The organism is Streptomyces sp. NPDC052023 (assembly GCF_044548465.1).
GTDB lineage: Bacteria > Actinomycetota > Actinomycetes > Streptomycetales > Streptomycetaceae > Streptomyces.
Map to the genome: position 1 here is coordinate 576659 of NZ_JBIUBW010000002.1, position 26177 is coordinate 602835.

The 26177-nt window shown below is 70.3% G+C and carries 24 protein-coding genes, 1 tRNA gene and 1 pseudogene; 12 read left to right on the plus strand and 14 right to left on the minus strand.

Features of this window, described 5'->3' with window-relative positions; translation table 11 throughout:
• Nucleotides 1–122: 122 nt before the first annotated feature.
• The 6 genes from ACIHCM_RS06745 (at nucleotide 123) to ACIHCM_RS06770 (ending at nucleotide 4157) form a co-directional block, all read left to right on the plus strand.
• Complete coding sequence (locus tag ACIHCM_RS06745; RefSeq protein ID WP_399890123.1) at nucleotides 123–1151, plus strand: permease; 1029 nt, start codon at nucleotides 123–125, stop codon at nucleotides 1149–1151.
• The gene (locus tag ACIHCM_RS06750) at nucleotides 1148–1918 is read left to right on the plus strand and encodes a TIGR03943 family putative permease subunit (RefSeq protein ID WP_399890126.1); all 771 of its coding nucleotides are present in this window, start codon (nucleotides 1148–1150) and stop codon (nucleotides 1916–1918) included. The genes ACIHCM_RS06745 and ACIHCM_RS06750 overlap by 4 nt, the downstream gene beginning before the upstream one ends.
• A gap of 107 nt (nucleotides 1919–2025) precedes the next feature.
• Complete coding sequence (locus ACIHCM_RS06755) at nucleotides 2026–2496, plus strand: hypothetical protein (protein ID WP_399890129.1); 471 nt, start codon at nucleotides 2026–2028, stop codon at nucleotides 2494–2496.
• Nucleotides 2497–2598: 102 nt separating this feature from the next.
• The gene (locus ACIHCM_RS06760; protein ID WP_399890132.1) at nucleotides 2599–2787 is read left to right on the plus strand and encodes a ferredoxin; all 189 of its coding nucleotides are present in this window, start codon (nucleotides 2599–2601) and stop codon (nucleotides 2785–2787) included.
• 19 nt (nucleotides 2788–2806) lie between these two features.
• The gene (locus ACIHCM_RS06765; protein ID WP_399890134.1) at nucleotides 2807–3739 is read left to right on the plus strand and encodes an FkbM family methyltransferase; all 933 of its coding nucleotides are present in this window, start codon (nucleotides 2807–2809) and stop codon (nucleotides 3737–3739) included.
• A 43-nt stretch (nucleotides 3740–3782) separates the two neighbouring features.
• A complete protein-coding gene (locus ACIHCM_RS06770) occupies nucleotides 3783–4157 on the plus strand; it encodes a VOC family protein (RefSeq protein ID WP_399890137.1) in 375 nt (124 codons plus the stop codon).
• Between the two features lie 4 nt (nucleotides 4158–4161).
• On the opposite strand, the gene ACIHCM_RS06775 is transcribed toward ACIHCM_RS06770, so the two are convergent.
• From ACIHCM_RS06775 to ACIHCM_RS06785, 3 genes are all read right to left on the minus strand, one after another.
• Complete coding sequence (locus ACIHCM_RS06775) at nucleotides 4162–4929, minus strand: glycosyltransferase family 2 protein (RefSeq protein ID WP_399890140.1); 768 nt, start codon at nucleotides 4927–4929, stop codon at nucleotides 4162–4164.
• Nucleotides 4930–4936: 7 nt separating this feature from the next.
• Nucleotides 4937–5725, minus strand: coding sequence for a GntR family transcriptional regulator (locus tag ACIHCM_RS06780; RefSeq protein WP_399890143.1), 789 nt, complete (start codon nucleotides 5723–5725; stop codon nucleotides 4937–4939).
• A 215-nt stretch (nucleotides 5726–5940) separates the two neighbouring features.
• The gene (locus tag ACIHCM_RS06785; RefSeq protein WP_399890146.1) at nucleotides 5941–9915 is read right to left on the minus strand and encodes an NACHT and WD repeat domain-containing protein; all 3975 of its coding nucleotides are present in this window, start codon (nucleotides 9913–9915) and stop codon (nucleotides 5941–5943) included.
• A 567-nt stretch (nucleotides 9916–10482) separates the two neighbouring features.
• Here ACIHCM_RS06785 and ACIHCM_RS06790 point away from each other — a divergent pair.
• Nucleotides 10483–11604, plus strand: coding sequence for an IS630 family transposase (locus ACIHCM_RS06790; protein ID WP_399890149.1), 1122 nt, complete (start codon nucleotides 10483–10485; stop codon nucleotides 11602–11604).
• 35 nt (nucleotides 11605–11639) lie between these two features.
• Here ACIHCM_RS06790 and ACIHCM_RS06795 read toward each other — a convergent pair whose 3' ends face one another.
• The gene (locus tag ACIHCM_RS06795) at nucleotides 11640–11999 is read right to left on the minus strand and encodes a hypothetical protein (protein WP_399890152.1); all 360 of its coding nucleotides are present in this window, start codon (nucleotides 11997–11999) and stop codon (nucleotides 11640–11642) included.
• A gap of 421 nt (nucleotides 12000–12420) precedes the next feature.
• On the opposite strand from ACIHCM_RS06795, the pseudogene ACIHCM_RS06800 reads away from it, so the two are divergent.
• Nucleotides 12421–12794 (plus strand): annotated as a pseudogene (locus tag ACIHCM_RS06800) (GtrA family protein).
• 27 nt (nucleotides 12795–12821) lie between these two features.
• Here the strand turns inward: ACIHCM_RS06800 and ACIHCM_RS06805 are convergent.
• Complete coding sequence (locus ACIHCM_RS06805; protein WP_399890155.1) at nucleotides 12822–13373, minus strand: hypothetical protein; 552 nt, start codon at nucleotides 13371–13373, stop codon at nucleotides 12822–12824.
• A 115-nt stretch (nucleotides 13374–13488) separates the two neighbouring features.
• Between ACIHCM_RS06805 and ACIHCM_RS06810 the strand changes: the two genes are divergently transcribed.
• Together ACIHCM_RS06810 and ACIHCM_RS06815 are read left to right on the plus strand one after the other, a co-directional pair.
• Nucleotides 13489–13794: a transposase gene (locus tag ACIHCM_RS06810; RefSeq protein WP_399890158.1), complete on the plus strand. Its 306-nt coding sequence runs from the start codon at nucleotides 13489–13491 to the stop codon at nucleotides 13792–13794.
• Nucleotides 13791–15047 carry an IS3 family transposase gene (locus tag ACIHCM_RS06815; protein WP_399890161.1) on the plus strand — a complete coding sequence of 419 codons (1257 nt, stop codon included), beginning with the start codon at nucleotides 13791–13793 and terminating at the stop codon, nucleotides 15045–15047. The genes ACIHCM_RS06810 and ACIHCM_RS06815 overlap by 4 nt, the downstream gene beginning before the upstream one ends.
• Here ACIHCM_RS06815 and ACIHCM_RS06820 read toward each other — a convergent pair.
• From ACIHCM_RS06820 to ACIHCM_RS06855, 8 genes are all read right to left on the minus strand, one after another.
• Nucleotides 15005–15532 (minus strand): hypothetical protein, encoded by a 528-nt coding sequence (locus tag ACIHCM_RS06820; RefSeq protein WP_399890163.1) that lies wholly within the window; start codon nucleotides 15530–15532, stop codon nucleotides 15005–15007. The two genes, ACIHCM_RS06815 and ACIHCM_RS06820, sit on opposite strands and share 43 nt — an antisense overlap.
• 17 nt (nucleotides 15533–15549) lie before the next feature.
• Nucleotides 15550–16839 (minus strand): NucA/NucB deoxyribonuclease domain-containing protein, encoded by a 1290-nt coding sequence (locus tag ACIHCM_RS06825; RefSeq protein WP_399890167.1) that lies wholly within the window; start codon nucleotides 16837–16839, stop codon nucleotides 15550–15552.
• Between the two features lie 64 nt (nucleotides 16840–16903).
• Nucleotides 16904–18205 (minus strand): hypothetical protein, encoded by a 1302-nt coding sequence (locus tag ACIHCM_RS06830; protein ID WP_399890170.1) that lies wholly within the window; start codon nucleotides 18203–18205, stop codon nucleotides 16904–16906.
• Nucleotides 18206–18492: 287 nt separating this feature from the next.
• Nucleotides 18493–19326, minus strand: a complete 834-nt coding sequence (locus tag ACIHCM_RS06835) for a hypothetical protein (protein WP_399890173.1) — start codon at nucleotides 19324–19326, stop codon at nucleotides 18493–18495.
• 87 nt (nucleotides 19327–19413) lie between these two features.
• Nucleotides 19414–20103: a DUF488 family protein gene (locus ACIHCM_RS06840; RefSeq protein WP_399890175.1), complete on the minus strand. Its 690-nt coding sequence runs from the start codon at nucleotides 20101–20103 to the stop codon at nucleotides 19414–19416.
• A 243-nt stretch (nucleotides 20104–20346) separates the two neighbouring features.
• A tRNA-Pro gene (locus tag ACIHCM_RS06845) sits at nucleotides 20347–20420 on the minus strand.
• Nucleotides 20421–20452: 32 nt separating this feature from the next.
• Nucleotides 20453–21247 (minus strand): Pr6Pr family membrane protein, encoded by a 795-nt coding sequence (locus tag ACIHCM_RS06850; RefSeq protein ID WP_399890178.1) that lies wholly within the window; start codon nucleotides 21245–21247, stop codon nucleotides 20453–20455.
• A gap of 199 nt (nucleotides 21248–21446) precedes the next feature.
• Entirely contained in the window at nucleotides 21447–22376 is a 930-nt protein-coding gene (locus ACIHCM_RS06855) for a metallophosphoesterase (RefSeq protein ID WP_399890181.1), read from the minus strand.
• Nucleotides 22377–22470: 94 nt separating this feature from the next.
• Between ACIHCM_RS06855 and ACIHCM_RS06860 the strand changes: the two genes are divergently transcribed.
• Nucleotides 22471–22935, plus strand: coding sequence for a GatB/YqeY domain-containing protein (locus ACIHCM_RS06860; protein ID WP_399890184.1), 465 nt, complete (start codon nucleotides 22471–22473; stop codon nucleotides 22933–22935).
• 146 nt (nucleotides 22936–23081) lie between these two features.
• Here ACIHCM_RS06860 and ACIHCM_RS06865 read toward each other — a convergent pair whose 3' ends face one another.
• Nucleotides 23082–25382 carry a transglycosylase domain-containing protein gene (locus tag ACIHCM_RS06865; RefSeq protein WP_399890187.1) on the minus strand — a complete coding sequence of 767 codons (2301 nt, stop codon included), beginning with the start codon at nucleotides 25380–25382 and terminating at the stop codon, nucleotides 23082–23084.
• A 418-nt stretch (nucleotides 25383–25800) separates the two neighbouring features.
• Between ACIHCM_RS06865 and wblA the strand changes: the two genes are divergently transcribed.
• Complete coding sequence (gene wblA / locus ACIHCM_RS06870; protein WP_196460922.1) at nucleotides 25801–26139, plus strand: transcriptional regulator WblA; 339 nt, start codon at nucleotides 25801–25803, stop codon at nucleotides 26137–26139.
• The last annotated feature ends 38 nt before the right edge of the window (nucleotides 26140–26177 follow it).

Below are 26177 nucleotides of genomic sequence, written 5' to 3' on the forward strand. Positions count from 1 at the left end.
AACACTCGCCACGAGGGAAGAGACTGCACCGACGAGGCGGATGGTTCCAGCAACTGTTTGAACGTCCGCTCCCTGTCGGCCGTATGAAGGGAAGCCACCCCGCGCAACGGAGGACCCGACCCGTGGCCGCCACCGTCCCCAAGTCACCGCCCTCCCCCTCCCCCTCCCCCTCCCCCTCGCCCTCCGGCAGGGACGACGACGGCTGGCACCTCAGCTCCCCTCTGGTCCTCACCGTCACCCTGCTTCTGCTGCTGCTCGCCCAGGCCCCGATCCGCCGCGCGCTGTCCGCGCCGGTGATGCAGAGCTGGACCACGGTGTTCGTCGCGGTGGTCGTGCAGGCGCTGCCGTTCCTGGTGCTCGGGGTGCTGCTGTCGGCGGCCGTCGCCGTGTTCGTACCGGCGTCCCTCTTCGCCCGCGCCCTGCCGGCCCGGCCCGCCGCGGCGGTACCGGTCGCGGGGCTGGCCGGCGCGGTGGTGCCGGGCTGCGAGTGCGCGTCGGTGCCGGTGGCGGGTGCCCTCATGCGCCGGGGAGTCGCCCCGGCGGCCGCCCTGGCGTTCCTGCTCGCCGCGCCCGCGATCAATCCGATCGTGCTGACGGCGACGGCGGTCGCCTTCCCCGGACAACCCGGGATGGTGCTGGCCCGGTTCGCCGCGAGCCTGGCCGTGGCGTGCGTGATGGGGTGGCTGTGGCAGCGACTCGGCCGCGCCGCGTGGCTGCGTCCGCCGGCCCGCCCGTCGTACGGGGGGCAGGGCAGGGGAGCGGCCTTCTGGGGGTCCGTGCGGCACGACGTGCTGCACGCCGGCGGGTTCCTGGTGATCGGCGCGATGGCGGCCGCGACGCTGAAGGCGGTCGTGCCCGAGCGGTGGCTCCAGGCGGCGGCCGGCAACCCGGTGCTGGCGGTTCTCGCGCTGGCCGTGCTCGCTGTGCTGCTGTCGATCTGCTCGGAGGCCGACGCCTTCGTGGCGGCGTCGCTGACGCAGTTCTCGCCGACGGCCCGGCTGGCGTTCCTGGTGGTGGGGCCGATGGTCGATCTGAAGCTGTTCGCGATGCAGGCAGGCACGTTCGGCCGCGGCTTCGCGCTGCGTTTCGCACCGGTGACCTTCGCCGTCGCCGTCGGTGTGTCCGCGCTGACCGGGGCGGTGCTGCTGTGAACCGGCAGACGCAGGCGGCCGTGCTGTGCCTGCTCGGGGTGTCACTGCTGCACGCGGGGGCCACGGATCTGTCGCTGCGGTACGTCAAGGCCGGGCTGCGGCCGCTGTTGCTGGTGGCCGGCGCGGTGCTGGTCGTGGCGGCGCTCGCGACGCTCCACTACGAGCGCCGGCACCGGGCGTCCGCACCAGGTGAGCAGCCGCACGGCGAGGACCCGCACGGCGAGGACCCGCGCGGCGAGCCCCGGCGGACCTCCGGCCACCATGAACCGCGCGTGGCCTGGCTGCTGCTCCTGCCGGTCCTCGCGCTGGTCCTCGTGGCCCCGCCCGCCCTCGGCTCGTACAGCGCGATGCGCACCGGTACGGCCCTGCAGCGGCCCCCCGCCTACGCCCCGCTGCCCGCCGGTGACCCCGTCCGCCTGGGCGTCGTCGACTACGCGAGCCGGGCGGCGTACGACGACGGCCGCACCCTGCGCGATCGCCGGGTCAGGATCACGGGGTTCGTGGCGCTGGACCGGGCGGGTACCCCCTACCTGGTCCGCATGGCGCTCAACTGCTGTGCCGCCGACGCCCTGCCGGTGAAGGTGGGTCTGGCCGGCCGGGTCCCGCCCGTGCTGCAGCCGGACACCTGGCTGGAGATCACCGGCACCTACACCCCGAAGCGCACCCGTGACCCGGTGGGCGGCGGCCCGATCCCGTTCATCGAGGTCTCGGCGGCCGTGCCGGTACGGGCGCCCGCCGACCCGTACGACGAGAGCTGGAACAGCTGAGCGCAGTGGACGACCCCGGGACGCCGTGGTTCCGGTCTCCCGCTCTGGCGATCTGACGCTCCGTCAGTTATGGTCCGGAACTGTCGTTCCCGAAGGGGTGATGTCCCGTGCCGTCACGTCCTCAGAGCCCGCAGCCGGCGGGCGCTCCACGCTGGGTCGCGCTGTTCTACGAACCGGCCGGCGCGTCCTGGCGGGTCGGCGCGGAGTCACCGTACCGGGTGCCCGTGCAGTACGCCGTCGGTGAGATGACCCAGACCCTGCGGGCGCGCGGCCAGGATCCGGTCGTGTCCCTGTGGGGTCCCAAGGACGGCGCCTGGCAGCGGATCGACGGGCCCGCGCCCACGACCGCGGCCCCCGCCGCCACCCCGGGGCCGGCCGCCGCGAGCCCCGCTCAGCCCTCGAAACTCACGGAGCGCATGACCGACCGCCGGCACCAGGTGCTCGTGGCCGCGCTGAACCGTGCCGGGCTGTACGACCTCGCCCCGGACGACGAGGCGGCCGTGCGGGCGGTCGTGGACCGGCTCGACGAGACGACGGTCCGCAGGGTCGCCCACTGGCTGGACCTCGCCGCCCACTAGACGCCGCCGGTTCGGTGGTGTGCCCGGCGGGCAGGGAAAGGGGCGTAGGTGTCGGTTCCGATCCGCCTGGCGCCCCACGGGCCGAAGGCGTCTGGAGTGGGAATGAAGCTCTCCGTCGACCCCGAGCGCTGCTACGGCTCCGGCGACTGTGCGTACCGGGTTCCGTCCGTCTTCACGGTGGTGGACGGCTACGGCGCGGTCGTGCCGGGGCGTGAGGACAGCGGAGGCGACCCCGAGGTCCGGGAGGCGGTCGAGGGGTGCCCGTCCCAGGCCATCACCGTCACCGAGTAGCGCGGGGCGTGCCGACCGGATGAGCCGCGCCCGCACGGCAGCCACGGAAGCCCTGATCACCCTGGGCAGCCGCTACGTACGGCACGCCCCCGGCACCCTCGGCAAGGCCGCCCTCGCCGCGCGCGTGCTGAACCCGTATCTGCGGGGCCACCCGCGAAGGCGGGTCGTCGAGACGCGCTCGGGCGCCCGTTTCGCGGTCGACAGCCAGGACCTGATCCAGCGCTACCTGTACCTCTTCGGTGCCTGGGAACCCCATATGACCGGCTGGCTGCGCAGCCGCCTCCGTCCCGGCGACGGCTTCATCGACGTCGGCGCCAACATCGGGGTGTTCAGCGTCCTGGCCGCGCGACTGGTCGGAGAGACAGGCCGGGTCGTGGCGATCGAGGCGTCCCCCGCCTCCCACCGCCGCCTCGCTCTGCACGCCCGGCTCAACGGCTGCCGCACCGTCCGGGCCGTCCACGCCGCCGCGTCCGACCGCACCGGAAAGCTGACCTTCACCCTCGCCAGCTCGTACAACACGGGCGCGAACAGCATCGTCCCGTACGACGGACCCGCCGAGGCGGTGTGCGAGGTCGACGCCGCTCCGCTGCCCGACCTGCTCGAACCGGGCGAGCTCGAACACGCCCGGGTGATCAAGATAGACGTCGAGGGGGCGGAGGGCGGCGTCGTGCGCGGCCTCGCGCCCGTGCTGGGCAGGCTGCGGCCCGACGCCGAGATCACGGTGGAGGTGACACCCGAGCGGATGGCCGAACTGGGCGACCGTGTGGAGGAGTTGCTGGAGACCATGGCCGGGGCCGGCTTCCACGTCTATCGCCTCGACAACGACTACGACCCCGCGAGCTATCCGGCCGCGCTCGCCGGTCCCCGCCGGGTGCCCCTGCGGTGGCGGACGCCGGTCACCGGGGAGAGCGACCTGGTCTTTTCGCGCACGGACGCCGAGGCGCTGCCCTGACATCCGCGGACATCCGACGGGCACTCAGTAAGGTGCGAAACGGATGAAAGGGGTACCCATCGTGGCCATCAGGACCGTCTACGCCGTCATTCCCGTCGCCGACTTCGAAGCGGCCCGCGCCTGGTACGAGCGCCTGTGGGGCCGCCCGGCCGACCGGGAGCCCATGAGCGGCCTGGCGGAATGGGAGGTCATCGAGGGCGGCGCGATCCAGCTGCTCCTGGAACCCGACCGCGCGGGCGCCGCCATGCTGACGCTGGGCGTCGACGACGTCGCGGGTGAGGTCCGGCTCGCCGCGGAGCGGGGCCTTGACCTGGGGACCGTCCAGGACACCCCGGACGGCGGCTTCCGCATCGCCGCGGTCAACGACCCGGCCGGAAACGTCATCACCTTCGCCCAGGAGATCGGCCGTCCCGCGTGAGAGGTCACTGCGCGGCCCCGTCCGCCGGGTACTCCCAGCCGAAGTGCGCCAGCGCCCGCGCCCGCGCCTCCGCCACCGCCATCCGGGCCTCCCGCTCGGCCGGGTCGACGTGCGGGGCCTGGCCGGTCATCTGTCCCTCCCACTTCCGGTAGAGGAGCCCCACCTCCGCCGAGAACCACCCCCGGCTCACCGCGTTCAGCGCCAGCAGCAGCCCCGTGTCCTCGGACGCGGGCAGGGCCATCCAGCCGCCGAGAGCCACCAGCAGGTCCCGCCGCACGCAGAGTGACGCCGGGTGGACCTGGGCGCGGTAGTCGTTCGCCTTCCAGAAGCCGAGCACCGCGCCCCGCTCGACCGGCCCCTCCTCCGGATCGCCCGGGAAGCCGGCCGTCGAGCCGTCCGGGAACAGGTCCAGCACCCGCGACGTCACCCACCCGATCCCCGGGTCGGCCTCCAGCACCGCCAGATCGCGGGCCAGCACACCGGGCGCCAGCTGGTCGTCGGCGTCCAGGACCTTGACGTACTCGCCCTCCGCCCGCGCCAGGGCGATGGTGCGTGCCACCCCCGGCCCGCCCCGCCGCCCCTGACGGAACGTCACCCGGGTGTCTTCGGGCACGTACGGCCGGACGTCCTCCGACGCGCCGTCCTCCTGGATCACCCACCGCCACTCCCAGCCCTCCGGCAGGCGCTGCTCGCACAGCGACCTGTAGGCGTCGGGCAGGAAGCGTGCCGACGGGGGGTGCACGGCGGTGACGACGACGAGGTGCCGGGTCACGGCAGGCTCACCACCTCTCCAGTGACGTGGTGAAGAGCAGTTCGGTGCGGTCGCCCGGCAGTGTGACGTCGGAGATGTCCACCACCCTGCCCTCGATGTCGTACGACGTCTTGTGCAGCAGGATCACCGACGTTCCCGGCGGCAGCTCCAGTTCGGCCGCCTCCTCCGGGGTCGGCGGACGGGCCGTGAAGCGCTCCTCGACGCGGTCCACCTCGATGCCGACGGTGTGCAGTTGGTGCTGGGTGCCGCCGGGCCAGGGCTCGTTGGCCTCGTCCAAGAGGGCGGGGTTGGCGGCGATCATGTCACGGACCAGGTAGGACGTGACGAGGCTGAAGGGAGCGGTCTCCGCCGCGCATCTGGTGCGGTAGGTGCGCTCCAGCAGGAGCGTGCGTTCGGGGACGCCGAACGCCTCCGCCAGCCGCCTGGGCGCCTTGATCTCGCGGTAGCTCGCGTGGAAGACCAGATCGCGCGCCTCCAGCCCGGTTTCGCGTTCCGTCGCACCGGTCTCCGCCCGCCGGTGCAACGGCTGACGGGCGCGGTCCTTCTCCCACTGGTGCCGTCTGTTGTCGCGGACCGCGGGCGTGCGGGGGCGGCGGACGAAGTTGCCCAGGCCGTGCCGCTTGTCGATGAGGCCTTCCTCGCTCAGCAGCCGCAGCGCGCTCTGGACCGTCGGCACGCTGCGCCGGTACCGCTCGGCCAGTTCCGTCTCGGCCGGCAGCCGGTCGCCGGGTTTGCGTTCGCCCTCGCGGATGGACCGGCGGATGTCGTCCGCGATCACTTCGTACGCCTTCGGCATATGAGGCAGCGTACGGCTCCTCAAGAGGTCTTGCTGACCGGGATCGGCCGTACGGCTGGGGCGTCGCGGGAAGCACGCGCAGGCGCCGGTGAACGGAAACGCCCGATCGCTGGCGACGGGGGATGCACCAGCGATCGGGCTGTGGCCAAGACTAACAAGGCGGATGGCGCCGCGGGACCCGACTGATGAGGTGCGTCGAGTCGCTGTGACGCGGATCACTCCGGGCAGGGTGGTTCGTAGGACAGTCGCGGCAGGTATTCGTGCCATTTCTCGGGCGTCAGCACACCCCGCGTGGTCGCACAGATCTGGCGCACCGCGTCATCGACGTTCAGGTCCCACAGCCGTACGGTCCCGGCACCGCTCGACACCCCGAGCAGCCGGCTGTTGGGGCTGAAGGAGAGGAAGTTGCCGGTCTTGGCGTTGGGGCTCAGCGACTGCCCGATGGGCATCGCGGAGGACGGGCGGCCGACGTCCCAGAGGCGGACGGTGTCGTCGTTGCCGCCGCTGGCCAGGGTGCGCCCGTCCCGGCGGAACGTCAGGGACACCACCGCCTCGGTGTGCCCGCCGAGGGCGGGGCCCAGCCGCTCGGCCTCCAGCGGGTCGCCGACGCCCCAGAGCCCCACCGTGTTGTCGTCGCTGCCGCTGGCCAGGGTCCGGCCGTCGGGACTGTAGGCGAGCGCGTTGACCGGGCCGAGGTGGCCCCGCAGGGGGGTGCCGAGCCGGGCGGCGCGGCCGGGGTCCGAGACGTTCCAGAGGCGGACGGTGGTGTCGGCGCTGCCGCTGGCGAGGGTGCGGCCGTCGGGGCTGAAGACGAGCGCGTTGACGTAACCGGTGTGCCCGGTGAGCGGCTCGCCCAGGCGGCGCGGCTTCGAGGGGTCGGCGATGTCCCAGAGCTGGACGGTGCGGTCGTCGTAGGCGGTGGCGAGGGTGCGGCCGTCGGGGCTGTACGCGAGCGCGTCGGGGCCGGCGTACCGGGTGTGCAGCCGTATGGGTGGCCCGTGGGGGACCGGCCTGGACGGGTCGGTGACGTTCCACAGCTGCACCGCGCGGCTGCCGGTCAGCACCGCGAGCGTGCGCCCGCCGGGCGAGAACACCACCGTGCGGACGTCGCCCTCGGCGGGCAGGAACGGCTTGCCCAGCAGCGCCGGCCGCCGGGGCGCCCGGACGTCCCACAGCCGGATCCGCTGGTCGCGCGCGGCCGTGGCCAGCACCCGTCCGTCCGGGCGGAACGCCCCGATCCGCCCGAGCATGTCCGACGTCGGCAGCGACCACAGACGGACCTTGTTGTCGCCGGTTCCGGTGGCGAGGGTGCGGCCGTCGGGGCTGAAACCCAGGGCGTACATCTCGCCGCTGCTGCCCGCGAGCGGCTCGCCGACCTGGGACGGGAACGCCGGATTGCTGACGTCCCACAGGCTCGCCGTGCTGTCCGCGCTGGCGACGGCGAGCACCGAACTGTCCGGACTGAACGCCACCGACCACACGGGGCCCGTGTGACCGGTGAGCGGCCGGCCGATCGGATCGGCTTCCCCGACGTCGCTCACGTCCCAGAGCTGGACCGTGTCGTCGGCGCTGCCGCTGGCGAGGGTGCGGCCGTCGGGGCTGAACGCGACGGAGTGGATGAGCGCCCGGTGGCCCGTGAGCGGCTCGCCGATCCGCTCGGGGCGACGGGGATCGGCCAGGTCCCACAGCCGCACCGTGGTGTCGTCGCCGCCCGACGCCAGGGTCCGTCCGTCCGGGCTGAAGGCGACCGAACGCACGGCGGCGGTGTGGCCGGTGAGCGCGCCGAGCGGGCTGGGCCGGGCCGGGTCGGCGACGTTCCACAGCCGTACGACGCGGTCCTCGGTCGCGGCGGCCATCGTACGGCCGTCAGGGCTGAAGGCGAGCAGGTAGACCGTGCCGTCGTCGCCGGTGAGCGGCGCGCCGAGCGGGCGCGGGTGACGGGGGTCGCGGATGTCCCACAGCCGGACCGTGCCGTCGTCCGAGGCGCTGGCGAGGGTGCGGCCGTCCGGGCTGAAGACGGCGGTGCTCACCCAGCTCGTGTGGGCGCCGAGGGGCTTTCCCAGAGGCTTGGGACGCTGCGGGTCGGCAACGTCCCACAGGCGGACCGTGCGGTCGTAGCTGGCGGTGGCCAGCAGCTTGCCGTCGGGGCTGAACGTCGTCAGGTAGACGGCACCGGTGTGGCCGAGCAGCGGGGTGGCCAGCGGCGCGTTGACGATCGACACCAGCCGGTTGTTCGTGCCCTCGTCGTCCGGGCGCAGGCGATGGGCGACCAGGTCGAGCTGGGCGGACAGCGACGGGTCGGTGTACTGGACGCGGTCGGCCTCGGCGAGCACCTGCGCGAACACCGCGTCGTCCCGCTGCTGCCAGGCCACCACCGCCGAGCCGACCGCCAGCACCGCCAGCGCCATCAGCGCCGCCACCGCACCCCGGCTCATCCACACCGTGCGCCGCCGCAGCCGGGCCGAGGCGGCGAGGAAGTCGACCGCGCTGCGGGTCAGAAAGGTGTCACCGGCGGACCGCGCCCAGGTGCGGGCGTGCTCCAGCCGCGAACCCCGGTACAGCAGGGAGGTGTCGCGCTGGGTCGCCTCCCAGGCCCGGCTGTCCTCCTCCAGCCGCTGACGCAGCAGGTTGCCGCCCCGGTCCTCGTCGATCCAGTCCCGCAGGCGGGGCCAGGCGTGCAGCAGGGCCTCGTGGGTGATCTCCACGGTCTCCGCGTCCAGCGTCACCAGCCGGGCACGCACCAGCTCTTCGAGCGACTCCTCCGTCTTGCCCGGATCCGCCGACTCGTCCGCCAATTGCCGCCGCGTACCCCGCCGCCGGGTCGCCTGCGTGTCCTCGCCGAGCCGGACCAGCCGGAGCAGCAGCAGCCGTGCCGCCGTGCGTGCCGCCGGGTCCAGCCGGGACCAGGCCCGTTCGGCGGTCGCCGCCACCGCCCCCTGGATGCCCCCCGCCGCGCGGTACCCGGCCAGTGTCAGCCGGCCCGCCTTGCGCCGCTGCCAGGTGGCGAGCAGGGCGTGCGACAGCAGCGGCAGCGCGCCCGCGTCGTGCGCCCCGCGCGGCCCGTCGGAGCTCACCTCCCGGACGATCAGCTCCGCCAGCCCCGGTTCCAGCTCCAGCCCCACGGCCTTGGCGGGGCCGGTCACCGCCTCGCGCAACTCGGCGGCGGTGAGCGGTCCGAGCACCATGTGGCGGTGCTGGAGGGCGTCGGCCAGTTCGGGATATCCCAGGCACTGCTCGTAGAAGTCGGCGCGGATGCCGAGCACGACGAGCACGGGGGCCGGTTCGCCGGGGCCCGCGGGGGAGGCCGCGTCGTGCAGGAGCTGGATGAAGGTACGCCGTTCCGCCTCGTCGCAGCAGAGGGTGAAGGTCTCCTCGAACTGGTCGACGATGACCACCGGACGGGCCCCGCCCGGCGCCCACGCGGCGACGGCCGCACGTACGGCGTCCGCGAACTCCGGTGTCCCGGGCTGCTCCTCGGCCACGACCCGCGCGAGCCCGGGTATACGGCGGGTCAGTTCGGCCACCGGATCGGCCCCAGGCACCAGCTGCACCACCTCCCGCCCCTGACCGCCCCTGAGGGCGGGCACCAGACCGGCGTTCAGCAGCGAGGACTTTCCCGCCCCGGAGGCGCCGACGAGCATGACGAGACCGCCCGTCCGTTCCGCGGCCCGCAGTTGGGCCGCCAGGGCGTCGGTGCTGCGCTCCCGTCCGAAGAACCACCGCGCGTCCTCCTGGCGGTAGGAGGCCAGCCCCCGGTACGGGCACACCCCGCCCGGCACGGCCGGTGCCCCCTCGGCCGGCGTCCCGTCCTCCTCCGCGTCCGCCGCCCCGCCGCCCACCCGTTCGGCGATCGGATCGGCGACCGCGCGCTCCCACAGGCGCTGCCACTGCCCCATGTCGTACAGTCCGGCGGAGACCGGCACGGGGCGCTCGCGGCGCGCGTGCGGAATCAGCACCTGCAACACGGCGGCGAGCGCGGCGAAGTGCGCCGGTACGTTCTTCGCGCGGCGCCAGTCGCTGATCCGCTGTGCGGAGACCCGTACGGGCCGCCCCCGTTCGTCCACCCGCTTCAGCCGTACGACGGCCTCGGACACGCTCTTCAGGGGAGGGTTGCCGGCCTCCTTGTACAGCAGCGCGAGACGTTCCGCGAAGGCTGTGCGTGCCCCTGAGTCCGCGCCCAAGGTCTCCACCCCTTACTTCCGCCGCACCTGGCCATCCGGACCGGAAAACTCACCTTACCCGGCTGACCTGCGGATTAGCCGTCGTCCGGGCGCCGGAACCTCCTCGTCGGGGGCCCAGAATGGCAGGATCACGACCCAGCAAGGCACCACCCGCACGCCGCCCGGGCAGGTCACCAGCTCAAGTCTCGAAGAGGCACCTCAAGCCGCCGTATGTTCTGGGACAACTTCCGCGAAGTCACCGGACGGCAGCGACGGCCCCGCCACCCGAGCCTGAGTTCCACCGCGCGCGTCGTTCGGCACCGGTCTCCACGTGGGGAGGGACCGGTGCCGAACGACGTTGCTCACGGTTGCTCAAGATCATGTCCGGCTCCTACCCAAGCCACCCTGGAGGGACCCCTCCGGGGCGGCTCGCGTTGCTGGAAAGACACGCTTCCTTCATCCGGCGACAGTGCATTTCACCGGAACGCCTTCCTCCACCGGAATGCCTGACTAGTGCTCTGACCGGGAAGGTTCGCCGGGGTGGCGGTTGGAACGGTTGGATGGGCGGCCACGTCCGTTCCGACCGCTGGAGGTGTGGTGGCTGAGCCTGTGCGGGTGCGCAGACTGACCGACCAGGAGGGGCAGAAGCTGCAGCAGATCGTGCGCCGGGGATGTACAAACTCGGTGCGCTATCGGCGGGCGATGATGCTGCTCGCGTCCGCCGGCGGGAACCGTGTCCCGGTGATTGCCCAGTTGGTCCAGGCCGACGAGGACACGGTGCGGGACGTGATCCACCGGTTCAACAAGATCGGCCTGGCCTGTCTGGACCCTCGATGGGCGGGAGGCCGTCCCCGCCTGCTCACCCCTGACGACGAGGACTTCGTCGTCCAGACGGCCACCACCCGCCCCACCAAACTCGGCCAGCCCTTCACCCGCTGGTCGATCCGCAAACTCGTCGCCTACCTGCGCCGCGTGCACGGACGTGTCATCCGCATCGGCCGTGAAGCCTTACGGTGCCTGCTCCGGCGCCGCGGCATCACCTTCCAGCGCACCAAGACCTGGAAGGAGTCGCCTGACCCCGAGCGCGACGCCAAGCTCGACCGCATCGAGCACGTGCTGGAGCACTTCCCTGACCGGGTCTTCGCTTTCGACGAATTCGGGCCCCTGGGGATCCGACCCACTGGAGGCTCCTGCTGGGCGAAGCAGGGCAAGCCCGACCGCCTGCCGGCGACCTACCGCCGCACGCACGGCGTGACCTACTTCCACGGCTGCTACTCCGTCGGCGATGACCGGTTGTGGGGCGTCAACCGCCGCCGCAAAGGCACCGCCAACACGCTGGCCGCGCTGAAGTCGATCCGCGCCGCCCGGCCTGACGGCGCACCGATCTACATCATTTTGGACAACCTCTCCGCCCACACCGGAGCGGACATCCACCGCTGGGCGAAGAAGAACAAGGTCGAGCTGTGCTTCACCCCGACCTATGCGTCCTGGGCCAACCCGATCGAGGCGCACTTCGGCCCGCTGCGGCAGTTCACCCTGGCGAATTCGAACCACCGCAGCCATCCCGCGCAGACCCGGTCCCTGCACCGCTACTTGCGCTGGCGCAACGCCAACGCTCGCCACCCCGACGTCCTCGCCGCCCAGCGCAAGGAACGCGCCCGCATCCGCAGCGAGAAAGGCATCCGTTGGGGCGGACGCCCCCTCGCACCAGCAGCCTGACAAACCCCGTGACGCGGCAGGCGCGGCAAGCTGTCTCAGCCTTCCCGAGGTTCGACTGGGCCAGCTGTCCGGGCGCCTGAATCCTTGCGTGCCGAGAGCAGGAACAGGGCCGCAGCGGCGGCGGTGAAGCCGAGCCCGACGATCATGAAGACCATGACCGCCTCGAATGAGGCATCGGCGATCCGGGGGATGCCGTTGACCAGCATGAAAGCGTAGATGCACAGAATGCCGTAGGCGCGAAGCCGCAACCCAGCCTGTCGCTTCCGCAGCCACGGCGGTGTCCATCCCGCCAGTATCGCCACCGGCACCGGCAGCATGAGCGCCGTGGACACCGCCAGCACTATCCAGTGGTACAGCGGATTGCCGTTCACGCCGCCCCCTTCGTAGGCGATCACCAGCCTACGGAGGGTTGGCGAGGCCCGTCCATGCCGAACACCGCGAGCTTCCGGCGAAGCTATCCGGTCAGAGCACTAGGCATTCGCTTTTCGCCCCGGCATGGTCGGGTTACGTGGAGGTGGCGCCGGGAGTGGCACGCGTCACGGAAACCGGTGGTGCCGTCCGGACAGGGACAGGGCGTGAAACCGACGACCCCGCACGACCCGGCACCGCGGCTCGCGACCCTCCTGGGCGCCGTCCGGTCCGGACCGGCCGCCGCCCTGCTCGCGGCGCTCCGCACCGTCACCGCGTTCTGCGCCGTCGACGCCGTCGCCCGTACCGGCCCGTACCTACCCCTTCGGCCCCCGAGACCCGAAGCGTCAACCACTTGGGCAACCAGTACGTCCCAGCAGCACCCGCACGGCACGGACGCGCCCGGTGATGGGGCAAATCTTCAGCTTCGCGGTGATCGGCGTGATCAACACCCGGACGTACTACGCCCTCTACCTCCCCCACCTGCCCTACGTGGCCGCCCACGTCATCGCGTCGCTCCTGAGCATGACGGGCTCCTTCTTCCTGAACACCCACTTCACCTCCCGAACCCGCCCTCCCTGGCGGAAGTTCCTCCTCTTGCCCTGACGAACGCGACGAGCTTCGTGGTCACCACGGCGGGCGTGTACGTGATCGTCGAGGTCCCGCACGCCGGCAACCGCCTGGCCTCGCTCATCGCCCCGATGACGGCGATCCCGGCGACTTTCGTGGTCGCCCGTTCGATCAGGCTCCCGAAGAGGCCGACGGGCGTGCGCGGGTCGTGACCGTCGGCGTGGTCGGCTCGCGTCTGGTCAGCTGTTCCGCCGCTGCCCCAGCAGCCGGGCCTGCTCCGCCTTCAGCCGCCCGAACCCCAGCCGCGCGTACGCGGCGATCTCCTCACTCGGGAACGGCACCACCGAAAGGTGCTGTTCGTAGCTCCCCTGCGCCCACCGGGCGGCCGTGATCTCGTAGCCCGACACGTGCGCGCACAGCTGCAGCAGGAGCGGCGGCATCTCGGGTTCGCTCAGGAGGTCGGCGTGCTTGACGACGAGGTCGCGCATGGCCCGGACGTTCGGGAGAAAGACGGTGGTGATCCACAGCCGCCACTCGGCGAGTTCCTCCTCGCTGGGCGGTATCTCATGAACGAAGGGCGACCTGCCGTCGGGGCGGGCGTTGCGCTGCATGAACGCGGCGAAGGTACGGCTGTTGGCCTCCGTGAGCGCGAACAGGGGCCCGTAGAAGTCGCTGAGCTGCCGATTCACCCGAGCAAGACGCTCCTGCCGCTGCGCCAGACGCAGGCCGTTGAGATAGGTGACGGCATACCCGGCGAAGGCCAGCCCGACGGTGACGACCACTGCGATCATGACGGCCGATGCTAGGTCAGCGCCCCGCTACTCGGTAAGCCTGCGGTTGAAGCTTCCCCTTGATCGCGGACACCTGGAGACTGGGACCTGAGGTTCCAGAGGAAGTAGTGGCCGGGTGGGAAGCAAGAGCAACCGCAGCAGGCGGTATACGGAGGAGTTCAAGCGCGACGCGGTCGCGCTGGTCCGGTCCTCTGGCAGGACCGTCACCGAGGTGGCCCGGGAGATCGGGGTCAGTGCCGAGGGCCTGCGGAACTGGGTCAAGCGGGACGCGATCGAGCGCGGTCAGGGGGCACCGGGCGAGCTGACGAGCGCGGAGCGGGAAGAACTGCGCCGGCTGCGGCGGCAGAACCGTGAGCAGGCCGAGACGATCGAGGTGCTGCGAAAAGCGGCGGTCTTCTTCGCGAAGGAGAGCGATCGATGAACGACGTGTACGCGTTCATCGAGGCGGAGAAGACCACCCATGGAGTCGCTCTGCTGTGCCGGCTGCTGAAGATCGCGCGGTCCTCGTTCTATTCCTGGCTGGCCGGCGAGCAGGCTCGCGCCGCCCGCCGGGCCGCCGACGACGCCCTGGCCCACGAGATCACCGTCTTGCACATCGCCTCCAGGCACACCTACGGAGTGCCGCGCATCCATGCCGAGCTGCGCAGGCTGGACCGGCGGGTCAACCGCAAGCGGGTGGAGCGGATCATGCGTGAGCGCGGCATCACCGGGGTCACCCGGCGCAAGCGCCAGTCGCTGACCCGTCCGGCGAAGAGGGCGGTGCCTGCCGCGGACCTGATCGGCCGCGACTTCACGGCCGACGCGCCGGGCCGGAAACTCGTCGGGGACATCACCTTCATCGCCACCGACGAGGGCTGGCTGTATCTGGCGACCTGGCTGGACCTGGCCACCCGCGAGATCGTCGGCTACTCGATGGCCGACCACCACCGCGCCTCCCTGGTCGTCAACGCGCTGACGATGGCCGCCGGGCGCGACCGGCTCGATTCCGGCTGCATCGTGCCCTCGGACCGCGGATCGGAGTACACCTCCGACGAACTCCGCCGTGAGATAAGCCGGTTGGGGCTACGGCAGAGCATGGGCCGAACCGGCTCGTGCTATGACAATGCTGCCGCCGAGAGCTTCTTCGCGCTGCTCAACCAGGATCTTCTTCAGCGCAGCCAGGTCCGTCTTTCGGTTACGGCGGAGCCGTCCGCGACTGTCCGCGTCGAGGTCGGCCGGACGGATCACGATCAGCCGCAGTCCGTGCGCGGGAATCTCCGTATCACGCCGGGCGTCGTACAGCGCCCGCTGCTCGCCCCGATGGACGCCGCTGATGGTGAGCCTGTCGGGCTTGTCGAAGTGGGATATGGGCTGGTCGTGCTGGAGTTCCCGGTACTCGACCACGAGTTGGTGGCCGGGCCAGTAGGCGTCGACCGGCAGTTTGGCCCGTCGGCCGCCCGTCCCGGGGTCGCCCTGCAGCCAGTCGAACTTGTGCTGGGTCAAGGCCGTCTCGCCGAGCAACTGGTTGCACAAGCCGACTACGTATGCCTCGTCACTGTCGTCTCTGGTTCCCATGCGCGCGCATCATGCCAGCGTTCGCAGACATCGAGGCGGGTCTTTCGATGCGGCTGTCACGCCGGCACGGACGGATTTCAGAGGTCGTCTTCATCGACGGGTTCGGGTTCGCGGATGTAGGCGAGGTCGAGGACGTAGCGTTCGGTGACAGGGCAGTTGTTCCATGCCTGGGTGAGGTGGTCTTCGAAGGTGTCGTCCGTGGGGTGGTCGAGGCTGCTCTCGTAGTAATCGGCGGTCGCCTGGCGGCCTTCCCACCAGGCGTGGCCTTCGTACACGCCGGGGCGGGGCAGGGTCATTTCTCCCGCAGGCCCGTACTCGAGCTGGTTGACGACGAGGATGCCGGTTTCGGACTCGATACTCACGGGGACTTGGCCTTCCGCGTCGGCGGGCGAGGCTGGCGGGGTGTCCCAGACACGGATGGTGACCTCGACGTCGATGTCGGGTTGCAGACTGCGGATGTACAGGTGGTAGCCATTCCCGGCCACCACCTGTCTGCGGGCAGCAGCCATGGCCTCGTCGTCGCTCAGGTAGGCGTCGGCGTCGTACACCTCCACGACACGGCGGGCCGGTGTGGCCTTGCAGCTGTATTCGGCGAGGAGCGCCATGAGCCGCTGCCCTTCTGCTAGTTGGCGATCTTCATGTAGAAGGCGTCACCGTCGAGGATCCGGTTGAGGGTGTACATCTGGTCGAGCCTGCGACCGCCGGTCTCATTGTCGTCGCCGTCGATCAGCCGGACGGAGAAGCGGTTGTCGCCCTTGGTGGAACCTTCCTTCGTGGAGGCGAAGGGGTACTCGTCGCACTGCAGGTCGGTTCCCTTGTAGTCGCCCCACACCTTCTCGCATTCCTTGATCGAACGGGCGCGGTTCTTCTTCTGTTTCTCCTTGTCGACCAGACGGTGCAGCGGTTCCTTCGCCCCTGGAACGCTCTTGCCGGGCCAGGAGGGGAAGGTCCGCTCGGGGCGGTTCAAGGCGTCGTAGATGTGCAGGGCGCTTTCGTTGACCGCCGGGTCCTTCTGGCTCATCACGAGTTCCACGCGGGCCTTGGTGAAGACCGTGCCCTTGAACTTGCCCGCGATCTTTCCTGCGTAGTCGTAGCGGACACTGGAGTTGTAGACGTTGCTCCCTCCGGTGAAGGGCGCGGAGTTGGGGGAGCTGGCGCTCAGGTCCATCGCGACGGTCGAGAAGACGCGCTGCTGATTGCCCTGGTCGAACAGGGCGCCCTTGTCCGGGGAGGTGTAGGTGAGGCTCCAGTGGGGCTTGGTGTCCCATACGCCGAGAAGTTCGTCGCGGTCCGTGGTCTGCGGCGCGGGCACCTGGGGGTCCGGGTCGCTGGTGGATGCGTTGACACTGTGGTGGAAGTGCTGGCCGAGGCGCCACTTGGTGGCGTCTTCGGTGGGTATTGGCTGGACGCGTATGTTCTCGATGCTGGCGACGTAGTCGACGCGTCGGCTGCCGTCGTAGGCGAAGCCGAGGACCCATTGGTCGAACCAGAGGCGGCCGAGCGTGGTGGTGCCCCTGACGTCCCGCAGGACCAGGTCGAAGGGGCGCTTCTGGCAGCTTTCGAAGCGGGACTTGATCCATCCGGTGGCGGCCTTGGCCTGCGCCGCGTGGCTCGCGCACTGCTGACGCAGATCCTGTTGATCGCCGGGAGTCGGGTCGGCCGCCGCCTGCCGCGTCACGGACTTCGATCCGTGGGATCCGGCGTATTCGGCGTACGGGACGGGCTGGTCGAGGCCGTGCAGCTCGTCGGCGGGGAGTGAGGCGGCGTCAACGAACACCGTGCCCTCGGGGGCCGGGTCGTTGAGGGCTGAGGCTGCGTGCGTGGCGGTGGTCGTGGCCGCGGTGAGCAAGGTCAGGGCCGCCGTGGTGGCGGTGGCGCCGGCGAGACGTATGAGTACGGTGCGTATGTTCACCAGTGGATTCCTTGCGGGCGTGAGGAAGCGGTGGGCTGTCTGCGGCATGTCGTGATGTCGGTGGTCACGAGGCGTCGCAGAGATCGCCCCAGCACGCCTCCTGCAGTGCGCCGGTGTGTGCGGAGTAGCGGGCGGTGAACCCGTCGAAGCGGCGGTCGGTGCGCTGCAGCCCGGGAGTGGAGCTGGTGGAGGTCACCGTCCAGGCGGCGTCCCCGCTGCCGACGGCGGCGTTCGAGCGAGTCTTCAGCGCAGCGGGTGAAGCGGGCGGCTCGACAGCGAGGGCGTCGCCTGGGACGTCGAAGGCGGCTGCGGCCTGGGCGCGGATGTCGGAGGCCGACACGTCTGCGTCGGCTGCGGCGTCTTCCGATGCCCCGCCGGACGGCAGAGCGGCGGCGTTGCAGACCCGCACGGTGACGACGCACTCCGACAGGCCGGGCACGGTGGCCAGGCAGCTGTCGGGGTCGTTCTCCAGGCAGGCTTGGAGCGCCTGCTGGTCCACGCCGTTGAACGTGACGGGCTGATCGGGCGCGCCCTGGGCGCGCGCCGGGGCAGCGAGCGCGGAAGCCGGGGAGGCTACGGCGGCGGCCTGTCGGCGCGGCTTGCTCACCGTCCACTGGGTGAACTTGCTGTTGTCGGTCAGCTTGGTGGTGAAGCAACTCGGCGGCTTGTGGGTCGTGCTGCACACGGGAAGCGTGACGGACTTGGCCACATTCCCCGTCGCCACCTGCTGCCACGCCTTGTTCCCGGTCATGAACTGCATACGGTTCGCGATCGAGGGGACGTTGATGTACTTCGGCCCGGTCACCTCAAGACCCACGTCGATGCGGTTGGTATTGCCGCCGATCACTTTGAGCTGCTTGGTGGTGGAGCCGACCTTGTTGAAGTCGTAGAGCACGTCCCACTGGTTACCGCTGTCCTGACGGACGGTCATGTAGGTGTGGTTGCGCTTGTCCGGCTTGGTTGGGTTGACCCCGGCCTTGATGGCTGTCGTGCGACCGCCGCTGGTGGTCAGCTCCGACCAGCGCGGCCCGTAGGTGTGGGTGGTCTTCCCCGTCTTCTCCGCGTACAGGCCGATCTCGATGTTGGGAGCCAGCGGACTGCTCGACGTGTTCGGGCTGACACGCAGGTAGTTGGCCACCTGCACGGTCGCCGAGCCGGTGTCGACCTGATCGAAGGTGATCGGTATGTTGCGCCAGGTGGCGAAGCCGCCGATCATCGGCTCGCCCGGCTGGCTGCACGTCATCGCCCAGAAGGTGATGCGGGCGTTGTAGAGGCCGGTGCAGGCTTCCTTGGGTGCGGCGGCACTCGCCGAAGGAGCGGTGCCGAGAACAGTGAGTGCGGTGACCCCGGCGCACGCCGAAGCCAAGAATCTCGCGCGCGAACGCGACAAGGTTCCCCCTAGAAACGGTCAGGAATGGTCACAGGGAACCTACAGGTGATCCTTCTTCGACTCGTATGCGTATAAGGCAAGTTGACCGAGTCTGTACGTGTGATCACTGCCACGTCTGTTGTCGCGCACTGGTACCTACGCGGGGACGAGGGACGTCGCTTGGAACGGGTCCGCATGGTCCGTGGTCAGCGGCCGAGGGTGCGCCGTGTCAGCAGTTGCCGACGGGGCTCCTGAAGTCCGCCTGAATCTCGGGCAGGAGCGCGTCACTCACCGAACAGACTGCCCTGCACATACTCGACGACCTTCCGCTCCGGGTAGAAGACGGCCAGCAGCATGAAGGTCTTGGGATGGGCCGCGATGTTGCCGACGAAGAAGTGGACGGCGCGGTTCGGGGCGCACATCCGGTCGTACCAAGTCTCGCGCAGTGCCTCACGGACACCGCGCTCTCCGTACTTCCGCAGGAACTTGCGGTACGACTGGCCGGCCTCCCAGTCCTTCAGCCCCATGTCGTGGGTCGGACAGCCGTCGTCGGCGCAGCGGAAGCTGTAGCGGAGGTCGAGCGGCACCCACTCCAGCGGATTCAGTTCCTGCTCGAACAGGTCGAGTTGGTCGGCCAGGGAGGCCTTGGAGACGGACCAGGGCTCGGCAGGCTCCAGTCGGAAGCGGGTGATCTCGGCGGGCTGGAAGACGCCGAGGGATGTTCCTCGTTTCTCCTGATCGCGCTTGATGGCACAGAGCGACGGGGCGACCAGCGGCTCCACATGCCGATACCGCTTCGTCCAGCCGCCGTCGGACGGCACCTCACCCACGATCTCCAACGTGTCGAGATCGGCCCGGAGACTCTCCGGGCGGGAGTCCCGCTCGGAGCGGTGCGGTTCGACGTCGACTTCGATGATCGAGTACTTGGAGAACTGGGCGTCCTCGCTCAGGAGCCGGAAGGGCACCGGGAAGAGCCGTACGTGCCGCGGCTCGCCCTGGTCCAGGCGTATGCCGGCCACACAGCTGGTCTCGCGGTACTTGTTGGACAGCTCCGGATACGTCTTGACAGTGATCATGATCCGTGCGCGCTGCCGTTTCCCGAATGCCGACGACGCCATGGCGTGCCCCCTCCATCGGTCTCCCCGATCTGATGGGAAGAGAGGCATGCACCGCTGGCAAGGGCGCGTGTGAAAGCCGGGGCGAAGTCAGGCCAGAGGATTCACCGGGACCGAGACCCGGCCTCGGACCGTCTCCAGGACGACCTGCCGGTGACAGCGGCTCTCGTCCTTCTCGAAACACAGCACCGCGACCCGCGACGCTCGGGCATGCTCTGCGAGGCGGTCAAGATCCGCCTGGGCCTCTTCGGACTGCAGCAGGCCACGGAAGCGCGCCCGTCCCACCTCGACGCGGCCGTCCCAGAAGGGCTCCCGGTTGTCCTTCGGATTGCCCAGGCCACGCAGGTGCGTGTACTCGATGCCGGCTTCGGTCAGAGCCTCCCCGAGGCGGGTCTTGCTGAAGCCCTTCTTACGGCTGATCGGGGTGAGCCGTACGTCCGCCACGACACCGATGCGGCTGTCGACGAGCGAGGCGACGAACGAGTCGATGTCCCGCCCTTCGTATCCGGCTGACCAGAGACCGGGTGTGACGGGCGGGACCTGGGCTGCCTGGAACAGATCATCAAGGGAGACCGCAAGAGCCTTGGCCACCGCGCCGACGGTGAAGAAGCCTGACTGGATCGCTCCCTCGCTCTCCAGGCGGCCCAGCGTCCCGACGGCGATGCCTGCCTCCTTGGCCAGCCGTTCACGTGTCCACCCGCGGTCCTCCCGCAACGCACGTACCCGCTGGGCGAGCGCACGGGCGTGGTCGTGGGGAGGCGCTGAGCGATGACCTGCCATGTGCGGTGTTCCTAACGACCGTTGGGGCGGCCCGCCGCGGTGTTCCTGGTCAGCTACGAGCCCTGGATTCGCGAACGCGCAGGTTCGAGGGCGCGTAGGCGCCGCTCTTCCTGCGGCACTGGAGACTGCTCCTGGGAGAAGCCGACCAAGATCTTCTCCCAGATTTCTCCCAAGCGATCTCCAGGAACCACTCAGGGGCCCGACCCGCTAAGCGGATCAGGCCCCTGACCTGGTACTTGGCTGTCGGGGTGGCGGGATTTGAACCCACGACCTCTTCGTCCCGAACGAAGCGCGCTGCCAAGCTGCGCTACACCCCGATGCCGCTGCTGTCGCGGCGACGACGTTTACTTTAGCCCACTGGTGGCCGGAGACGAAATCCGGTTTTCCCGTGGCGGCGGACGGGGTTCGGGCGGGCGTGGTCGAGGGCGACCAGGAGGACGGCCAGGGCGTAGATGGACAGGCCCAGGAGGAGGGCGTTGCCCAGGACACTCTTGTAGCCGTGCTGGTCGACGTCGAGGAAGGGGTAGAGGTAGTGGCCCGGCGTGCCGGGGAGCAGGTACTCGCCCCGGATGAAGGAGAAGGCCAGGTAGGCCATGGGGTACAGGAGCCAGCCGCTGGCCTGGCGGAGGTGCAGGCGGCCGGAGGGGGTGAGGAGCAGCCAGTCGAGGACGGCCGCGATCGGGACCGCCGTGTGGAGGGCGTGATCGGCGATGGTCTGGAGCAGCGCCGGGGTCGCGTCACCCGTCATCGTGCTGGTCATCGCGTAGGGGCTCGACGCGTTCGCCAGGAGCAGGTGGTGGACCAGGGCCGCGACCACCACGTACAGGAGCGCGGCGCCCGTCAGTGAGGAGCGCAGCGGGCGGCGGGCCGTCCAGGCGCGGCGGGCCGAGGCGGTGAGGACGAGGGCGAGCAGGACGCTGCTCTGGATCGTGAAGTAGCTCAGTACCCGCAGGGGGCTGCCGAGGAGCAGGAAGATCGTGACGCCGGCCGCCGCCGTCAGCGCGGTGAGGAGGCGGAAGACGGCGGTCAGGGGGCGGCGTACGGGGGGTACCACCGCGGTGGCGGGGACCGGCGAGGGCAGCAGCGCGGGCATGCCCGGGATCGCGGGGAGGTCCGGGATGTCCCTCGGTATCGGGGCGGTCATGCCCTCACGCTAAGCATGTCGGGCAAATGGGGCATTGCGGGTGGGCTGTGCGGGTGACGGCGCGCCCATCCCGATTCGGGTCGGCGGGGTGGGTCGCCCGGTGCGTCACCATGCGCGTCGACCCGTGCGCCGACCTGGTGTTCTGCTCGTTCACCCGGCCGCGGGGGCCACCCCTACGTGGCCCCCGGCAGCGACGTACTCACTGCTCCCGCGCCACCAGCGTCAGCAACGTAGCCTCCGGCGGACAGGCGAACCGTAGCGGGGTGTACCGGTTCGTGCCGCAGCCCGCCGACACGTGCATGTAGGACGTCCGGCCCTCGGATGTGTGCGTCGACAGGCCCTTCACCCGCTCCGTGTCCAGGTCGCAGTTGGTGACGAGGGCACCGTAGAAGGGGACGCAGAGCTGCCCGCCGTGGGTGTGGCCGGCCAGGATCAGGGGGTAGCCGTCGGCCGTGAAGGCGTCGAGGCTGCGCAGGTACGGCGCGTGCACCACGCCCATCGAGAAGTCCGCGTCGGCCGACGGGCCGCCCGCCACCCGCACGTAGCGGTCCCGCTTGATGTGCGGGTCGTCCACGCCCGTCATCTCCACCGAGGCGCCGTCGATCTTGAGCAGGCCCCGGGTGTTCGTGAGGTTCAGCCAGCCCGCGGCGTCGAAACCGTCCCGCAGGTCCTCCCACGGGTTGTGGACGACGTCGACCGCGGGCGCGTTGCCGTTCAGGCCGTGGCGGCCCTGGGCCTTCTCGAACAGGTAGCGGGCGGGGTTGCGCAGCTTGGGGCCGTAGTAGTCGTTGGAGCCGAAGACGTACGCGCCCGGGAACTCCATCAGGGGGCCCAGGGCGTCCAGCACCTCCGGCACGCCTTCCGGGTCGGAGAGGTTGTCACCCGTGTTGATCACGAAGTCGGGGCGCAGGCCCGCCAGCGAGCGCAGCCAGCGCTGCTTCTTGCGCTGGCCGCCGACCATGTGGATGTCGGAGACGTGCAGCACACGCATCGGGTGCATGCCCGGGGGCAGCACGGGGACGGTGATCCGTCGCAGGCGGAAGGAACGGGCCTCGAACCCGGCCGAGTAGAGGAGACCGGCGGCCGCGACCGCCGTGATGCCGAGGGGTACTCCGTATCGCGCGCGCATACGCCCATCGTGTCAGACCCCCTCGCACCCCCGCGGCCGACCGCCCCTTAAATCAACGGGCGTCCGGCCGTGCACACCTGCGACAATCGACGTCATGACCACGCTCAAGTCGAAGCTGCAGGAAGACCTCAACGCCGCGATCAAGGAGCGCGACGAGCTCCGCTCCTCGACGCTCCGGCTGACGCTCGCCGCGATCCAGAAGGAGGAGGTCGCGGGCAAGGAGAAGCGCGAGCTCTCCGACGACGAGGTCCTGAAGGTGATCACCAAGGAGGCCAAGAAGCGGCGCGAGGCCGCGGACGCCTTCGCGCAGGGTGGTCGTGCCGAGTCGGCCGAGCGGGAGAAGGCGGAGGGCGAGGTGCTGGCGACGTACCTGCCGAAGCAGATGTCCGACGAGGAGCTGGACGCGATCGTCGCCCAGGCCGTCGAAGAGGCCAGGGCGGCCGGTGCGGAGGGGCCGCGGGCCATGGGCGCGGTCATGAAGATCGTGAACCCCAAGGTCGCCGGCCAGGCGGAGGGCGGCCGCGTCGCCGCGGCGGTGAAGAAGCTCCTCGCGAGCTGAAGCTCCTCACCGGGCTGAGGCTCCTCGCAGATTGAGGCCGCACCCAGCCGAACGGCCGCCTCCCACGGCCGACCCGTACGCCGATGGGGGCGCCCTTCCTCAGAAGGGCGCCCCCATCGGCGTACCACCGTTACGTACGGCTGCGCCTACGGGAAGTTCCCGCCGTTCCCGTTCCCGTTGCCGCCGCCGTTGTCACCGCCGCGGATCCAGCCCTCGGGGATCGAGAACGAGGGGTCCGGGAACGTCCCGCCGTCGTTGCCACCGCGGTTCCCGCCGATCAGCCCCTCGATCAGGCCGCCGTTGTCGTCGCCGTTGCCGTTGTCGTTGTTGCCGCCGCGGTCACGGCCGCCGTCCTCGCGGTCGCGGTCCTCGGGGTCCGGGATGTGCACGGGGTTGAAGGACGCCGCCTCCTTGCCCGACAGGGCGCCGGTCATGGCGTCGCGCCAGATCGGGCCGGGCACGCGGCCGCCGTAGACCTTGTCGTGCCAGACGCCGCCGATGCTGATGGCCTCCATCTTGACCTGCTGGGTGGCGCTGCCGACCCAGACGGCGCCCGCCAGGTTGGGCGTGTAGCCGACGAACCAGGCGTTCCTGCGCTCGTCCGTCGTACCCGTCTTGCCGGCGCTGTCACGGTCGGTGAGGCCCGCCTCCTGGCCCGTACCGGAGTCGATCACACCGCCCAGCAGTTCGTTGATGGTGTCGGCGGTCTTCTCGGACATGGCCCGTGAGCAGGTCGACTTCGGCACCTGGAGCGACTTCTCCTGGTTGCCGATCTTCTGCGAGATCGACTCGATGGCGACCGGCGAGCAGTACATCCCGCGCGAGGCGAAGGCGGCGTAGGCGCTCGCCATGGTCAGCGGGGAGATGCCCTTGGAGCCCAGGGCGATCGAGGGCACCTCGGGCAGCTTGTCGCCGTTGCCCTGCACCACGTGCAGCTTGTCGGTCATCTTGGCGACCGGGCAGAGGCCGATGTCGGAGATCATCTGCACGAAGTAGGTGTTGACCGACTTGGCCGTCGCCTCCTTCAGCCGGTACGGCCCGACCTCGGACTCGTCCTCGTTCTCGACCGTCTCCTTCTTCGCGCCGACGTTCACCCACGGCTTGCCGGAACACGTCTGTACCGGGCTCGGGTAGTCCATCTCGTACGGCGAGGAGTACTCCTGCGTGGGCGGCCTGCCCTCTTCCAGCGCGGCCGCCGCGACGAACGGCTTGAACGTCGAGCCGGTCGGGAAGCCGTAGTTCGAGCCGCCCCAGGCGGAGTCGACCGAGTAGTTGTACTCCGTCTCGTTCTTGTTGTAGCCGTAGGGCTTCGACTGGCCCATGGCGAGGATCTTGCCGGTGCCGGGTTCGACCAGGGTGGTCGCGGCGGCGACCTGGTCGTCCTTGTTGACGTGGTCGGCGAGCGAGGTCTGGACCGACTCCTGGGCCTGCGGGTCGAGGGTGGTCTTGATGGTCAGGCCGCCCTGGTTCCAGAGCTTCGCCCGCTCCTCCTTGGTCTTGCCGAAGACCGGGTCGTTGAGGAAGACCTTCTCGACGTACTTGCAGAAGAAGGCGGCACCCCGCACGGAGGTGATGCAGCCGTTCTGCGGCCGGCTGACCTTCAGCTCCAGCGGGACCCGCATCGCCCGGTCGGCGTCCTCCTGGGAGATGTCGCCGGTCTCGACCATGCGCTGCAGGACGATGTTGCGCCGCTTGGTGGCCTCGGCCTCGTCGTTGACCGGGTCGTACCGGCTGGGGGACTGGACGATGCCCGCGAGGAGCGCCGCCTCCGGGAGGGTGAGGTCCTTGGCGGACTTGGAGAAGTAGCGCTGCGAGGCGGCCTCGACGCCGTACGCCTGCTGGCCGAAGAAGGTGATGTTCAGGTAGTTCTCGAGGATCTTCTTCTTGCCGAGCTCCTCCTCGACCTGGATCGCGTACTTCAGTTCGCGGATCTTGCGGCCGAGGGTCTGCTGGGTGGCCTGGGCGACCTTCGTCGGGTCGTCGCCGGCCTCCTCCACGAAGACGTTCTTGACGTACTGCTGGGTGAGCGTGGACGCGCCCTCGGCGACGCCGCCGCTCTGCGCGTTGCGGTTCAGCGCGCGCAGGACGCCCTTGAGGTCGACCGCGCCGTGCTGGTAGAAGCGCGAGTCCTCGATCGCGACGATCGCCTTCTGCATGAACGGCGAGATGTCCTTCAGCTCGACCACCGTGCGGTCGCGCGAGTAGACCGTCGCGATGTCGTCGCCGCGCGAGTCGAGGATGGTGGTCCGCTGGCTCAGCGGTGGCGTCCGCATGTTGGCGGGGAGCTCGTCGAAGCTCTCCACCGAGCCCTTCGCGGCGAGGCCCAGCGCGCCGACGGCGGGCAGCGCGATGCCGGCCATGACGGCTCCCGCGAGCACACTGACACCGAGGAACTTGGCGGCCTGTTGCGTTGGCGACAGACCACCGCCCGAGCGCTTCTTTGGCATGAGGGCAGCCTACGTTCTCATTCGCCGGACACGCGTATATGCCTTGGCCTAAGCTGCTCTCAACTGTCACAGCAGTGCGGCTACGTATCAATACGTCCGGCGACCCCGAATCGTTCCGGATCCTCTCGGTCTTTTTCCCCGAGGCGTGTTGGACGCGTGCCCGAATCCGCCTTGTGTGTCACCGGGCGTCCGTTGTGACGCAACTGAACCGTCCCGAATTGCCGGGAAGGCCGCGCATGTCGCGGGCTCACTCCCCCGGGTGATCTGCCGCTTACGCATAGTCCGTTCGGGCCATTCAAGATTGGGCCCGCTGGGGGTGTTGCGCTGTGCCCACCTTCCGTAACGTCCTCAACTGGCGGCGGTGAATATGCCGCTGCCGCCGTGGGGGAGCCTCGATTCGGGAGAGGACGGCGCCGGTATGGGCTGGGTAACCGACTGGAGTGCGCAGGCGGCCTGCCGCACTACCGATCCGGATGAACTGTTCGTTCAAGGAGCAGCGCAGAACAGGGCCAAGGCGGTGTGCACCGGATGTCCGGTACGCACGGAATGCCTGGCCGACGCGCTGGACAACCGCGTCGAGTTCGGCGTGTGGGGAGGAATGACCGAGCGGGAACGCCGCGCACTGCTGCGCCGGCGCCCGACCGTCACCTCCTGGCGCCGGCTCCTGGAGACCGCGCGGACGGAGTACGAGCGGGGTGCCGGCCTGGTGCCCCTCGACGACGACGAGGTGTACGAGAACTTCGCGGCGGTGAGCTGAGGGCTTCGGGGATGAAGGCCGCGGGCGCCCCCGGAGAG

Bases quoted from the DNA above. Each gene is read 5' to 3' on its own strand.
- ACIHCM_RS06770 (WP_399890137.1), top strand. From the start codon at position 3,783: ATGAAAGGGGTACCCATCGTGGCCATCAGGACCGTCTACGCCGTCATT.
- ACIHCM_RS06850 (WP_399890178.1), bottom strand. From the start codon at position 21,247: ATGACCGCCCCGATACCGAGGGACATCCCGGACCTCCCCGCGATCCCG.
- ACIHCM_RS06835 (WP_399890173.1), bottom strand. From the start codon at position 19,326: ATGGCGTCGTCGGCATTCGGGAAACGGCAGCGCGCACGGATCATGATC.
- ACIHCM_RS06765 (WP_399890134.1), top strand. From the start codon at position 2,807: ATGAGCCGCGCCCGCACGGCAGCCACGGAAGCCCTGATCACCCTGGGC.
- ACIHCM_RS06820 (WP_399890163.1), bottom strand. From the start codon at position 15,532: ATGGCGCTCCTCGCCGAATACAGCTGCAAGGCCACACCGGCCCGCCGT.
- ACIHCM_RS06780 (WP_399890143.1), bottom strand. From the start codon at position 5,725: ATGCCGAAGGCGTACGAAGTGATCGCGGACGACATCCGCCGGTCCATC.
- wblA (WP_196460922.1), top strand. From the start codon at position 25,801: ATGGGCTGGGTAACCGACTGGAGTGCGCAGGCGGCCTGCCGCACTACC.
- ACIHCM_RS06840 (WP_399890175.1), bottom strand. From the start codon at position 20,103: ATGGCAGGTCATCGCTCAGCGCCTCCCCACGACCACGCCCGTGCGCTC.
- ACIHCM_RS06760 (WP_399890132.1), top strand. From the start codon at position 2,599: ATGAAGCTCTCCGTCGACCCCGAGCGCTGCTACGGCTCCGGCGACTGT.
- ACIHCM_RS06860 (WP_399890184.1), top strand. From the start codon at position 22,471: ATGACCACGCTCAAGTCGAAGCTGCAGGAAGACCTCAACGCCGCGATC.
- ACIHCM_RS06855 (WP_399890181.1), bottom strand. From the start codon at position 22,376: ATGCGCGCGCGATACGGAGTACCCCTCGGCATCACGGCGGTCGCGGCC.
- ACIHCM_RS06865 (WP_399890187.1), bottom strand. From the start codon at position 25,382: ATGCCAAAGAAGCGCTCGGGCGGTGGTCTGTCGCCAACGCAACAGGCC.
- ACIHCM_RS06815 (WP_399890161.1), top strand. From the start codon at position 13,791: ATGAACGACGTGTACGCGTTCATCGAGGCGGAGAAGACCACCCATGGA.
- ACIHCM_RS06805 (WP_399890155.1), bottom strand. From the start codon at position 13,373: ATGATCGCAGTGGTCGTCACCGTCGGGCTGGCCTTCGCCGGGTATGCC.